Raw genomic sequence first — 12,197 nt, 5'->3', positions numbered from 1 at the left:
CAACCATAGTCGCATGTTAACACTTTTGGATATTGTTTGCAAATACATAACAAATAAAGTTTACTTTTGCAACCATTTGGTTTAAAATGAAATAGAATTAAAAATAGAAAAAGGGAGAGATGAAATAGTGAACACTTTCGGGGAAAAGTTAAGGAAATTAAGAAAAGAAAAAGGACTCACTATTAGAAAACTCGGTGAATTATCAGGGGTAGCACATTCCTACCTTTCACAAGTTGAAACAGGAAAAAGAGGTATTCCAAAAGTAGAAACACTTGAAAAGATCGCAGCAGGACTTAATATTCCATCAATTGATTTACTAGTACAAGCAGGATATATTGACCCAGAAGAATATGTAAAGATGAAAAACGAAAGAGACGATATAGAAGAGTCGATAGCAAGGCAAAAACAAAAGCCCTATGATCTTGATTTTCTACTGTTGTCATCCCATCCACTATATTATCAAGACAGGCTTCTTACAAAAGAAGAAATCTCAAAAATTAAAAGCCTTATCGATATCGTTTTAAAGGATTGAAAGGGGAAAAGACAGCATGGCAAACATAAGACAATTGCCTAGTGGGAAATGGCAAGCACGTGTCCACAAAGATGGAAAGTTAATAAGTATTGGTACATTCAGAACATCCAAAGAAGCAAAGATCGAAGCAGCAAAAGTTGAAGAACGTATCTATTACGGTCAAACCTTGAATGATAGAAATATGTTATTTAAAGAGGCTGTGAACGATTGGCTTGAACATAAAAAAGCGAATGTTAAAGAGTCAACCTTTGTTCAACTTGAAGTAATTGTTAGACATCACATTTTGCCCACATTTGGGGATAAAAAAATAATGACTATTAAACGAACTGAAATAAAAAGATGGATAGCTACATTCGGTGAACTTGATGAAAAGGGTAAAGAAAAATATTCATTTGGCTCAAGGTTAAAATACCTTTCAGTTATGAAAAGTATCCTACATTATGCGGTTCATGAACTTGAGGTACTTGAGAAGAATCCTGCTGATAAATTGAAGGTTCCCGTTAAAGACTCTGTTGCATTGAAAAAGGAAAAGGTGAAATATTTCAACCTTGAAGAATTAAATCAGTTATTGGATTTTATGAAGACATATAAGCATCAACGCTTCCCTGATTATCATCTTTATTACATGTTGATGTACTTTTTGAGCCAAACTGGCTTAAGGATAAGTGAAGCATTAGCTTTAAGATGGGAAGATATCAATGGAGATAAAATAACCATAGACAAACAAACAAGCCGTGATGATAATAACAATGTCAAATTGACAACATTAAAGAATTCTTCATCATATCGTACGATCAAGATTGATAATGACTTAGTCCGAGAATTGAAGAAGTTCAAAATGAAGCAAAATGAGTTACTTTTAGGAAATCCAAGATTCCGTAAAAATGAAGATAGCATTATCTTTCAGAATTACAACGGGCATTATTTAACACCTTCTACTATTCGTGAAACGATGCAAGATTACTGCAAAAAAGCCGGTGTTGATTATAAAGGCACACATGGCTTTAGACATACCCATGCAGTTCTGCTAATTGAATCAGGTGTAAGCTTGAAATATGTATCAAATCGATTGGGGCATAAGACCATCAAAACAACAGCTGATACTTATATTGATGTAACCGAAAAAATAGAAGAAGACGAACTGAAAAAGTTCGCCTCCTACACTAAAAGGTAATTTCAACTCAACTTGGCACAAAGTTGGCACGACACCAAGTTGGTACGCTATAAAACCCCTTAAACCTTTGATATATATAGGTTATCCAATACTACCTTCCATTTCGAACTTGATTAGGCGGTTCATCTCAACAGCATATTCCATTGGCAGCTCTTTAGTAAATGGCTCAATGAAGCCCATTACGATCATTTCAGTAGCTTCCTCTTCTGAAATACCTCTGCTCATCAAGTAGAATAATTGCTCTTCTGAAACTTTAGAAACCTTCGCTTCATGCTCAAGTGAAATATTATCGTTTAATATTTCATTGTAAGGGATAGTATCTGATGTAGATTTATTATCCATTATTAATGTGTCACACTCAATATTAGCACGTGCACCGTCTGCTTTACGGCCAAAGTGAACAATACCGCGGTACGTTACTTTTCCGCCTTGCTTCGAAATAGATTTCGAAACAATTGTAGAAGAAGTGTTTGGAGCTAAGTGAATCATTTTCGCACCAGCATCTTGGTGCTGACCTTTACCTGCAAGAGCGATAGACAATGTCATTCCTCTTGCGCCTTCACCTTTCAAGATAACAGCAGGATATTTCATCGTTAATTTACTTCCGATATTACCGTCAATCCATTCCATTGTAGCATTAGCATCACATACAGCTCTTTTTGTAACAAGGTTGTATACGTTGTTAGCCCAGTTTTGGATTGTAGTATAGCGGCAATAAGCATCTTTTTTGATGATAATTTCAACTACTGCACTATGAAGGGAGTTTGTTGTATAAACAGGAGCTGTACAGCCCTCAACATAATGAACATGCGCGCCTTCATCAACGATGATCAATGTTCTTTCGAACTGACCCATATTTTCTGAGTTAATACGGAAATATGCTTGTAGCGGCGTATCCACTTTGATTCCTTTTGGTACATAGATGAAGGAACCACCAGACCAAACAGCTGAATTCAATGCAGCAAACTTGTTATCAGTTGGCGGGATTACAGTCGCCCAGTGCTCACGGAAAACATCTTCGTTTTCTTTCAATGCTGAGTCTGTGTCCTTGAAGACAATACCCATATTCTCCAAGTCTTCTTGCATATTATGATAAACAACCTCAGATTCGTACTGAGCAGAAACACCTGCAAGATACTTTTGTTCAGCTTCTGGAATACCAAGCTTGTCGAAAGTTTGCTTGATTTCTTCTGGTACTTCATCCCAAGAACGTTCTGTTTTTTCAGATGGTTTTACGTAGTAAGTGATTTCATCAAAGTTCAATGAAGCCAAATCTCCGCCCCATTGTGGCATTGGCATCTTGTAAAAATGCTCAAGAGACTTTAAGCGGAAATCAAGCATCCACTGCGGCTCTTCCTTCATTTTTGAAATTTCTTCGACGATTTCTTTCGTTAAACCACGCTTAGAACGAAAGATAGAAACGTCTTTGTCTGAGAATCCATATTTATAATCCCCAATATCGGGTGCTTTTTTTGCCATTTCGTTGTCCTCCATTCTATATGCAGCCTGCTACCTTGGATAAGAAGAAAAGAGATCTTTAATTAGTTTAGACCCTCATTAAAGCCCTTTTCCATTGCCTTCCATGCCAGTGTTGCACATTTAATTCTCGCAGGGAATTTGCAAACACCTTGAAGTGCTTCAATATCCCCTAAATCTATATCTTCACTATAATCCTTGCCTTGCATCATATCAGAAAAGGTTTTTGATAGCCCAAATGCTTCCTCTACCTTTTTCCCTTTAATCGCCTGTGTCATCATGGATGCGGAAGACATACTGATAGAGCAGCCTTCTCCATCAAATTTTGCGTCTTTAACAATGCCATCCTCCACCTGCAATGTCAGTAGAATCCGGTCACCGCAGGTCGGATTATTCATGTTTACAGTCAGACTGCCTTCTAAAACCCCTTTATTGCGGGGATTTTTATAATGATCCATAATGACACTTCTGTAAAGTGTATCTAAATTATTAAAAGACATCGCTGAAATACTCCTTTGTTTTAACAATTCCGTCAACAAATTTATCTATATCATCTTCGGAATTATAGAGGTAGAAGCTTGCCCTCGCAGTTGCAGAAACGTTCAGCCATTTCATCAATGGCTGTGCACAGTGATGGCCTGCCCTCACAGCAATACCTTCAGCGTCAAGCACTGTTGCCACATCATGAGGATGAACATCCTCGATATTAAATGTGATAACACCAGCTCTGTTCTCAGCACTTTTCGGACCATAAATTGTCAGCCCATCGACTGTAGACATTTTTTCCATCGCATATGCAGCAAGCTTATGCTCATGCTCTGTAATCGTATCTAGGCCAATCTCTTCTAAAAAGTCAATTGCTGCTCCTAGTCCAATTGCTCCGGCTATGATTGGTGTACCTGCTTCAAACCTCCATGGAAGCTCCTTCCATGTTGACTCATACAGTCCTACAAAATCAATCATCTCACCGCCGAATTCGATTGGTTCCATGTTCTCAAGCAACTGCTTTTTGCCATATAAAACACCGATCCCTGTTGGACCGCACATCTTATGACCAGAGAAGCCTAGGAAATCACAGTCAATATCCTGTACGTCTACCTTCAAGTGCGGAGCTGCCTGAGCAGCATCTACTACGAGCACTGCACCAGCTTTGTGGGCAATTGCACCAATTTCCTTTACAGGGTTAATAACACCAAGCACATTGGAAACATACGTCACAGATACAAGCTTCGTTGAGTCTGTGATCGTTTCCTCCACATCCGGCAAACTAATGGTGCCATCTGCTTGAAGAGGCAAGTACTTCAGAACAGCACCTGTTCTTTTTGCCACTTGCTGCCAAGGAATAATATTGCTGTGGTGCTCCATCGGAGAGATGACAATTTCGTCACCCTCCTTTAGATTAGCCATCGCATAGCTTTGGGCAACTGTATTGAGTGCAGTTGTTGTACCTCTAGTAAAAATAATCTCTTCCGTAGAATTAGCATTGATAAAGTTTTTGACTTTTTCTCTTGCGCCTTCATAACCATCAGTAGCTCTTGTTCCAAGTGTATGAACACCACGATGGACATTAGAGTTGTATTCTCTATAGTACTTTTCCAATGCTTCAATAACTTGCACTGGCTTTTGTGACGTAGCAGCACTATCTAAATATACCAAAGGATGACCGTTGACTTCTTGATTCAGGATTGGGAAGTATGGACGAACATCTTTGATATTCATTATTTTACTTTCCTTTCGATTACCTCAACCAATTGCTTTTTAACCCCTTCAATTGGAAGCTGTTCCACTACAGGAGCCAAGAAGCCATGGATAACAAGTCTTTCAGCTTCATGCTGTGGAATACCGCGGCTCATCAAATAGTAAAGCTGAAGTGGATCTACTCTGCCGACAGATGCAGCATGACCTGCTGTTACATCATCTTCGTCAATAAGAAGGATTGGGTTAGCATCTCCGCGAGCTTTTTCACTTAACATAAGTACGCGTGATTCTTGTTCAGCATTCGCTTTTGTAGCTCCATGCTCAATTTTACCAATACCATTGAAGATTGATGATGCACTGTCCTTCATAACACCATGCTTCAAGATATAACCTTCAGAAGCTTTACCAAAGTGTACGACCTGTGTCGTGAAGTTTTGTTTTTGCTCTCCACGTCCAACAACAACAGATTTCGTATCACCAAATGAACCGTCGCCCATAAGGTTTGTTGTATTTTCACTGATTGTGTTGCCATCGTTCATGAAGCCTAATGCCCATTCAATTTTAGCATCACGGTTAGCAACACCACGTCTATTTACATATGTTGTAACACCAGCTGCCAAGTTGTCAACAGCACCATATTGTACTCTAGCATTTGCATTCGCTATAACCTCTGTAACAATGTTGAAAACTGCTTCCTTCGGCTCTGCAACAGACAGATAGTTTTCCACATAAACAACAGAGCTATTATCTTCTGCCACAACCAATACATGGTTAAACAAGTTTGTTTCCTCGTCATCATGAAGGAAGATTGATTGAATCGGCTCTTCTACTTCAACATTTTTCGGAATGTAAAGGAATACTCCACCATTCAGCAATGCTGCATGTAATGCTGTTAATTTATGCTCATCAACCTTTACAGTATCCTTCATGAAATATTTTTGCAAAAGGTCGCCGTGCTCTCTTGCTGCTGTGAAAATGTCTGTGAAAATCACACCTTTTTCCTTTAGCTCATTAGAAACAGCAATAAAAGTAGGGCGGTTGTTGCGTTGTATATAAAGAGTCTTATTGTTTTCCAGGTCGATCAATGCTTTTGCCTCTTCAGGCAAATCATTTACACTGTCGAAATCCTCACTGCTCACGATATGTTTATCTATTTGAGTGAAGTTCCAGTTCTTGATGTTTGTTTTGTCAGGCTTTGGCATTGGCAGGTCTTCAGCCAATTCTAATGCTTTCACACGCAAATCTGTTAACCAAGCTGGTTCACCCATATCTTTTGAAAAGGAAGTGATATATTCCTGATCAAATGGTAATTTAATTTCCGTTGTCATTGGTAGGGTCCTCCTAACTATTACGCTTCTTGTCCAACTGTTTCGTCTTCAATTCCAAGCTCTTGCTTAATCCAATCATAACCTTCTGCTTCAAGGCGTGCTGCTAGTTCTGGTCCGCCAGACTTAACAATGCGACCTTGCATCATGACATGGACGAAATCAGGTGTAATGTAGTTCAATAGTCTTTGGTAATGTGTAATAATTAGGCAACCGAAGTCTTCGCCGCGCATTTGGTTGATTCCTTTAGAAACGACTTTCAATGCATCGATATCCAAACCAGAATCGATTTCATCTAAAATAGCAATTTTCGGTTCAAGCATCATCAATTGAAGAATCTCATTACGCTTCTTTTCACCGCCAGAGAAACCTTCATTCAAGTATCTTTGTGCCATATCTGGATCCATTTCCAAGAATTCCATGTTGCTGTCCATTTTACGGATAAATTTCATCAATGAAATTTCATTGCCTTCGCCTAGTCTGCTGTTAAGTGCAGAACGCAAGAAGTCAGCATTTGTGACACCGCTGATTTCACTTGGGTATTGCATTGCCAAGAAAAGGCCAGCACGTGCACGCTCGTCTACTTCCATTTCCAATACATCCTCGTCATCAAGAGAAACACTTCCGCTTGTTACTTCATACTTAGGATGTCCCATGATTGCAGAAGAAAGAGTTGATTTACCAGTACCATTTGGTCCCATGATTGCATGGATTTCTCCGCCTTTAACTTCAAGGTTTAACCCCTTGATAATTTCTTTCTCATCAATTGCTACATGTAAGTCATTAATTACTAATTTAGATTGACCCATTATTTAATACCTCCACAGTAAAAGAAGTTTTGTTCACAAAATTGTCGAAACTTCATTATCAATTTATTATCATTCTAATCTTATAACAAATAAAATCTAATGGCAACCTTTGATGCCTTAAACTTATTTGTACGTTATACATAATAATAACAAATATTGTTTATTTTTAAAAATATCCCGATTATTTCATTTTCTTGTAGTATATTGGTGGAATTTCATACCATCCGGAAGCATTCAGATTTTATGCAAAATACATTTTACTTCCTTATTATATATCTCTAAAAAATCACGAAGAAGGAGCCGGGAGATACACTCTAAACCCGGCTCCTTACTTTTGCATCCAAATTATTGCTGGATAGATGTAAATTCTGTCATTGCTTCTTGAACTAACGTAACGGCCTGACTCATAACAGCTCCGCCACCAAAAGCGGCAGTGACACCAATTGCCTCAAGAATCTCCGCTTCTGTTGCTCCTTGGTCAATACAGCCTTTAACATGATAGATAATACAGTACTCATCTTGAGAATAAAGACTTATTCCAAGGGCGATAAGCTGCTTTTCCTTTTGAGATAAATGACCCTCTTGAAAGCATTTTTCTGTATAAGCGTTAAATAATTCAGCAAGCTCAGGCATTTTTTTTGTAAAAGTTCCCATGCCTTCTTTATAGTTGTGAATCGCATTCCCAATTGAACCATGTGTTTGCATATCCATCAATAATTCCTCCATTTTTCAAAAAAATTAACTTTATAAAAGTCATTTATACGGCATTATCACAGTATTGAATTGCAAACTTAGTATTGATATTTGCGGGCATTCTTATTCCTAAAAAAAAACGCTCTAGGCAAAAGCCTAAAGCGTTTCTTTTAATATTATTCAGATACAGGGATAACTGCACCTTTATATTCTTCATTAATGAAGTCTTGGATTTCTTTAGATTGAAGAACCTCAACAAGTGTTTTGATTTCTTCTTTGTTCTCGTCCTCTTTGCGAACTGTGATGATGTTTGCATATGGAGACTCACTGCCTTCAATTTCAATAGAATCATCAACTGGGTTTAAGCCTGCATCTAACGCATAGTTAGCATTGATAACAACAGCATCACCTTCGTCATTGTTATAGATTTGAGGCAATAGGGATGGCTCATAATCTGGTTTGAACTTGATATTCTTTGGGTTTTCAGCAATGTCATCAATTGTAGCATCTACTTTTTCAACGCCATCTTTAAGCTTGATTAAGCCGCCTTTTTCCAATAAAGAAAGCACACGTCCTTGTTCTGCTACTGAGTTAGAGAAAATAACTGTTGCACCATCTGGAAGATCGCTTAAGCTTTTGTATTTTTTAGAGTAAACAGCCATTGGTTCAATGTGAATTGCACCAGCATTTACAAAATCATAACCATTTTCTTTAATTTGTTGCTCAAGGTAAGGAATGTGTTGGAAATAGTTCGCATCCAATTCTTTAGATTCTAACGATTTATTCGGAAGGATATAGTCTTGGAATACTTTAATTTCTAAATCAATGCCTTTTTCAGCTAAGATTGGTTTTGCTTTTTCTAAAATTTCAGCATGGGGAACATTTGATGCTCCAACAACCAATTTCTTTGTATCACTGCTGTCTGATGATGAATCTTCATCTTTAGAAGCACCGCAAGCAGCTAAAGCCAACAATAATGTTAAAGCGAATAGTAAAGACAATAATTTCTTCATGCTAATTACCCCTCTTTTTTTGTTTTTTATCATGGAATGATTTGTCTCACACAAGCTTGTGAAAGAAAATCATGATCATGCTATTATCTTTTGTCAATCTTCGATGTGATAAAGTCTCCAATAAATTGGATAATAAAAACGATAACAAGAACAATAATAGTTGCCATTAATGTGACATCAGATCTGTTGCGCTGGAAGCCTTCCAAATATGCTAGGTTTCCTAATCCCCCTGCCCCAATAACTCCTGCCATTGCTGTTGAACCAACAAGGGCGATTGCAGTAACAGTAATACCAGATACTAATGCTGGTAAAGATTCAGGTATTAATACCTTCATAATGATTGTCATCGGTTTTGCTCCCATGGACTTGGCAGCTTCAATTACGCCTTTGTCCACTTCTCTCAAACCAATTTCCACTAGTCTTGCATAAAACGGTGCTGCACCGATTATCAATGCTGGTAATGCAGCTTCTGCACCAATCATGCTGCCGACAAGCAGCTTTGTGAATGGAATAAGCAGAACAATTAATATAATGAAAGGAATAGACCGGAAAATATTAACGATAGCACTGATGATCTTATTGATGACCACATTACTCCACATATTCCCTTTTGCTGTTAGAAACAGCGTAATTCCTAATATTAAACCTAATACAAATGTGACAACAATGGAATAGCCTGTCATATAAAGCGTTTCTCCAGTAGCTGCCCACATTTTTTCCCAATCTACATTCGGAAATAATTGTGTCATCCTTCAATCACCTCCACGCTGATTTCTTGTGATTGAAGAAATTGAATTGCTTTGTCAACTTCTTCCCCTTTACCATCCAAATGGACATACAGTGTTCCGTATGAACCGTTTTGGGTTGGTGAAATCTTACCTTGAATGATGTTCACTGTTATATCAAATGAGCGAATCAACTGCGTAATAATCGGTTTTTCTGCACTTTCACCGACAAACCCAAGCATGATGATTTTGCCTGTTTTATAATTCGCAACTAGATGCTCAATCGTATCTTTCGCCTCATCAGGCTCAATAACTTGCTGTACAAACCTTTTTGTAATATCTTGCTCCGGCTGTTTGAAAACATCAATTACAGGACCTGTTTCCACGACTCGGCCGCCTTCCATCACTGCAACGCGATGACAAATTTTGCGGATAACATGCATTTCATGTGTAATCAGGACAATAGTAAGTCCTAATCGTTTATTGATGTCTACAAGCAAATCTAAAATAGCATCAGTCGTTTGTGGATCAAGAGCAGATGTTGCTTCATCACAAAGTAACACTTTAGGGTCGCTCGCTAGCGCTCTTGCAATACCGACACGCTGTTTTTGACCACCGCTTAGCTGTGATGGATAGGCATCTTCTCTTCCTTCAAGCCCAACAAGCTTGATTAGCTCAAGAACCTTCTTATCACGTTCTGCTTTACCAACACCAGCTATTTCAAGTGGAAAGCTAATATTTTGTTTAACCGTTCTTGACCACAGCAAATTAAAATGCTGGAAAATCATGCTGATTTCCTGACGTGCCTGTCTTAGCTTGCGCCCCTTTATTTTCGATACCTCGTAGCCTGCTACAGAAACGGTTCCCTCTGAAGGAATTTCAAGACCATTAAGCATGCGAATCAACGTACTTTTTCCTGCACCGCTGTATCCGATCACTCCGAAGATTTCGCCTTTATCTATCGTAAGGTTGACACTGTCGACTGCTGTAACTTTACCTCGTTTAGAAGGATATATTTTTTTAACCTTTTGGATATTAATCATGACTAATCACCTACTTTACTGTCTTATCAAATGATCCTACTACTTATTATCGTAAGTATTGTTTTACGAATTAGTCCATTCCATACTTTTTGCATAAAAAAAGCCTTCCCGCTTATATAAAATGAGCAGAAAGGCATTATCATTTAACCTTCCTCTCATCTATCAAAGCATACGCTTTGTGTGAATTGGCACCATGTCAAATTACGACGGTTGCCGGGCTTCATAGGGCACATCCCTCCACCTCTCTCGATAAGAGTATAGAATATATAGTTATAATAAGTACGTTGTTAAATTTGATAGTCGTAATGTACCATGTACAAACAGGAAGTGTCAATCATTTTTTTTAAGCTCCTAATATAGTGTTTTTTCTGAATTGCGCATAAAATAGCTGTCATATTTTCTGACAATAATATAAACAAGGTTTTTTTCTGTATTCCCCTTTATTACTGGCAATAAAGAGTTATCATATTAACGAAATGAAAATTCTTACAATTCTAATAAATTATACTGATATATAAAAAACACCCCTTTTTATAAGAGGTATTTTTATTAGGAGCACTGCTTGCAAACTGCCGGTTCATTTACATTGACTAGATGAAGGATTGATTCTAACAGCAATAACTTTCTTAAAGAAGAATGTACTTCCACTGTACGTTTCTTTTTCGCGTGGCGAAGGAGCACTTTTCCATGCAATACATCTTGCAGCACTTCCTGTTCACCCTTCAAGCAAATATTCTTTTCCTCCGTTGTTGTTAAAACAGAGAAGATACCATTTCTTAGCTCTAAGTAAAATGTCTTTCCCTCACAAACTAATTCTAGGATAAAAGCTTCTCTTCTTAATAGCGGCTTAATAACATGATTTGTATTTAAGTTATTTACAAGCTGTTCGAACATCTGCTGCATTTATCCACACCCTCTATATTTTCATATAGATAGGTATTCTGCCTACTTGCTTGTATCCCTTTACCTTCAACGAAAATACTTTTTGACATGTTTCATCATTTCCCAGGAAATATGAATATTTCTGTCGAATGATAAATAACTATATAGACATCTTTTCCAACAAATGCGGTACCGACTCAAAGCGGTATACTTTTTCTTTTAGGTCCCCATCATTAAAAATTAATAGACATGGAACACTTTCTATTTTGTACACTTCTGCTAAGTCAGGCGCATAATTCAAATCCATTTTCCCTATAGAAAAGTCATTGTTCATTGTCTCCACAACAGTGAGCATTTTGCTTGCTACCATACAAGTACCACACATCGGTGTGTATAAATAAAGGAAAAATTGCCCTTTATCTTTTAAGGTAGTTTGCAGCCCCTTTTCTGTCCATTCAACCATACCTAGTTCATCCTCATATCCAAAAATTTAGGGTGAATATCAATATTAGCCTGCAGCAAAACAGATGCAATATGCTGATCTGGTGCTGCTGCGACTTCACGATACATTTTATCAATAAAAATATGCTCTGCCTCAGGCAATTCCTTCCTGAACAGCTTTCTTATTTTCTCCCCAGATGTATCTGCATCCACGAGTATATATACATCCTTGTCAAATAAATCTTCAATAAGATCATCTAATTTCGCAATACCGATTGTTCCGTTTGTACAAATAATTTCCACTGGTTCTCTGACAATAGCTTTTACTTTCCACTTATCTGATGTACCTTCCACAATAATAATTTTATCCATTATATCACCTGATG

At 37.7% G+C, this 12,197-nt stretch carries 14 protein-coding genes and 1 riboswitch; of the genes, 2 read left to right on the top strand and 12 right to left on the bottom strand.

Annotated features, from left to right (window positions below; genetic code table 11):
• Positions 1 to 127: 127 nt before the first annotated feature.
• On the top strand, positions 128 to 532 hold the full coding sequence (locus NQZ71_RS05840) for a helix-turn-helix domain-containing protein (RefSeq protein ID WP_317011494.1): 405 nt from the start codon (positions 128 to 130) through the stop codon (positions 530 to 532).
• A 16-nt stretch (positions 533 to 548) separates the two neighbouring features.
• Positions 549 to 1,706: a tyrosine-type recombinase/integrase gene (locus NQZ71_RS05835; protein ID WP_317011493.1), complete on the top strand. Its 1,158-nt coding sequence runs from the start codon at positions 549 to 551 to the stop codon at positions 1,704 to 1,706.
• A gap of 81 nt (positions 1,707 to 1,787) precedes the next feature.
• On the opposite strand, the gene sufB is transcribed toward NQZ71_RS05835, so the two are convergent.
• The 12 genes from sufB to NQZ71_RS05775 form a co-directional block, all read right to left on the bottom strand.
• Positions 1,788 to 3,185 (bottom strand): Fe-S cluster assembly protein SufB, encoded by a 1,398-nt coding sequence (sufB, locus tag NQZ71_RS05830; protein ID WP_144453559.1) that lies wholly within the window; start codon positions 3,183 to 3,185, stop codon positions 1,788 to 1,790.
• 62 nt (positions 3,186 to 3,247) lie between these two features.
• Positions 3,248 to 3,682 (bottom strand): Fe-S cluster assembly sulfur transfer protein SufU, encoded by a 435-nt coding sequence (gene sufU / locus NQZ71_RS05825; protein WP_127738024.1) that lies wholly within the window; start codon positions 3,680 to 3,682, stop codon positions 3,248 to 3,250.
• A complete protein-coding gene (locus NQZ71_RS05820; RefSeq protein WP_144453561.1) occupies positions 3,672 to 4,901 on the bottom strand; it encodes a cysteine desulfurase in 1,230 nt (409 codons plus the stop codon). The genes sufU and NQZ71_RS05820 overlap by 11 nt, the downstream gene beginning before the upstream one ends.
• The gene (gene sufD / locus NQZ71_RS05815) at positions 4,901 to 6,208 is read right to left on the bottom strand and encodes a Fe-S cluster assembly protein SufD (RefSeq protein ID WP_144453563.1); all 1,308 of its coding nucleotides are present in this window, start codon (positions 6,206 to 6,208) and stop codon (positions 4,901 to 4,903) included. The genes NQZ71_RS05820 and sufD overlap by 1 nt, the downstream gene beginning before the upstream one ends.
• A 20-nt stretch (positions 6,209 to 6,228) precedes the next feature.
• On the bottom strand, positions 6,229 to 7,014 hold the full coding sequence (sufC, locus tag NQZ71_RS05810) for a Fe-S cluster assembly ATPase SufC (protein ID WP_127738027.1): 786 nt from the start codon (positions 7,012 to 7,014) through the stop codon (positions 6,229 to 6,231).
• Between the two features lie 345 nt (positions 7,015 to 7,359).
• Positions 7,360 to 7,725 carry a carboxymuconolactone decarboxylase family protein gene (locus tag NQZ71_RS05805; protein ID WP_127738028.1) on the bottom strand — a complete coding sequence of 122 codons (366 nt, stop codon included), beginning with the start codon at positions 7,723 to 7,725 and terminating at the stop codon, positions 7,360 to 7,362.
• Positions 7,726 to 7,883: 158 nt separating this feature from the next.
• Entirely contained in the window at positions 7,884 to 8,720 is an 837-nt protein-coding gene (gene metQ, locus NQZ71_RS05800) for a methionine ABC transporter substrate-binding lipoprotein MetQ (RefSeq protein ID WP_144453565.1), read from the bottom strand.
• 83 nt (positions 8,721 to 8,803) lie between these two features.
• Positions 8,804 to 9,469, bottom strand: coding sequence for a methionine ABC transporter permease (locus tag NQZ71_RS05795; RefSeq protein WP_144453567.1), 666 nt, complete (start codon positions 9,467 to 9,469; stop codon positions 8,804 to 8,806).
• Positions 9,466 to 10,488: a methionine ABC transporter ATP-binding protein gene (locus NQZ71_RS05790; protein ID WP_127738031.1), complete on the bottom strand. Its 1,023-nt coding sequence runs from the start codon at positions 10,486 to 10,488 to the stop codon at positions 9,466 to 9,468. Before NQZ71_RS05790 ends, NQZ71_RS05795 begins: the two co-directional genes overlap by 4 nt.
• Before the next feature lie 152 nt (positions 10,489 to 10,640).
• Positions 10,641 to 10,744, bottom strand: a riboswitch (SAM riboswitch).
• 293 nt (positions 10,745 to 11,037) lie between these two features.
• Complete coding sequence (locus tag NQZ71_RS05785; RefSeq protein ID WP_317011490.1) at positions 11,038 to 11,391, bottom strand: hypothetical protein; 354 nt, start codon at positions 11,389 to 11,391, stop codon at positions 11,038 to 11,040.
• A 139-nt stretch (positions 11,392 to 11,530) separates the two neighbouring features.
• Entirely contained in the window at positions 11,531 to 11,833 is a 303-nt protein-coding gene (locus NQZ71_RS05780; RefSeq protein WP_317011489.1) for a thioredoxin family protein, read from the bottom strand.
• A gap of 2 nt (positions 11,834 to 11,835) precedes the next feature.
• Positions 11,836 to 12,183, bottom strand: a complete 348-nt coding sequence (locus NQZ71_RS05775) for a toprim domain-containing protein (protein WP_317011487.1) — start codon at positions 12,181 to 12,183, stop codon at positions 11,836 to 11,838.
• Between the last annotated feature and the right edge of the window lie 14 nt (positions 12,184 to 12,197).

The organism is Niallia taxi, from assembly GCF_032818155.1.
In the GTDB taxonomy this organism is placed as follows: Bacteria; Bacillota; Bacilli; order Bacillales; family Cytobacillaceae; genus Niallia; species Niallia taxi_A.
Note: the sequence above shows the minus strand (reverse complement) of the source record. Positions and strands in the feature narration are given on the sequence as shown.

What these genes read in the sequence shown, in the direction of transcription:
- NQZ71_RS05835 (WP_317011493.1), top strand. Translation starts at nt 549, where the DNA reads ATGGCAAACATAAGACAATTGCCTAGTGGGAAATGGCAAGCACGTGTC.
- sufB (WP_144453559.1), bottom strand. Translation starts at nt 3,185, where the DNA reads ATGGCAAAAAAAGCACCCGATATTGGGGATTATAAATATGGATTCTCA.
- sufU (WP_127738024.1), bottom strand. Translation starts at nt 3,682, where the DNA reads ATGTCTTTTAATAATTTAGATACACTTTACAGAAGTGTCATTATGGAT.
- NQZ71_RS05820 (WP_144453561.1), bottom strand. Translation starts at nt 4,901, where the DNA reads ATGAATATCAAAGATGTTCGTCCATACTTCCCAATCCTGAATCAAGAA.
- sufD (WP_144453563.1), bottom strand. Translation starts at nt 6,208, where the DNA reads ATGACAACGGAAATTAAATTACCATTTGATCAGGAATATATCACTTCC.
- sufC (WP_127738027.1), bottom strand. Translation starts at nt 7,014, where the DNA reads ATGGGTCAATCTAAATTAGTAATTAATGACTTACATGTAGCAATTGAT.
- NQZ71_RS05805 (WP_127738028.1), bottom strand. Translation starts at nt 7,725, where the DNA reads ATGGATATGCAAACACATGGTTCAATTGGGAATGCGATTCACAACTAT.
- metQ (WP_144453565.1), bottom strand. Translation starts at nt 8,720, where the DNA reads ATGAAGAAATTATTGTCTTTACTATTCGCTTTAACATTATTGTTGGCT.
- NQZ71_RS05795 (WP_144453567.1), bottom strand. Translation starts at nt 9,469, where the DNA reads ATGACACAATTATTTCCGAATGTAGATTGGGAAAAAATGTGGGCAGCT.
- NQZ71_RS05790 (WP_127738031.1), bottom strand. Translation starts at nt 10,488, where the DNA reads ATGATTAATATCCAAAAGGTTAAAAAAATATATCCTTCTAAACGAGGT.
- NQZ71_RS05785 (WP_317011490.1), bottom strand. Translation starts at nt 11,391, where the DNA reads ATGCAGCAGATGTTCGAACAGCTTGTAAATAACTTAAATACAAATCAT.
- NQZ71_RS05780 (WP_317011489.1), bottom strand. Translation starts at nt 11,833, where the DNA reads ATGGTTGAATGGACAGAAAAGGGGCTGCAAACTACCTTAAAAGATAAA.
- NQZ71_RS05775 (WP_317011487.1), bottom strand. Translation starts at nt 12,183, where the DNA reads ATGGATAAAATTATTATTGTGGAAGGTACATCAGATAAGTGGAAAGTA.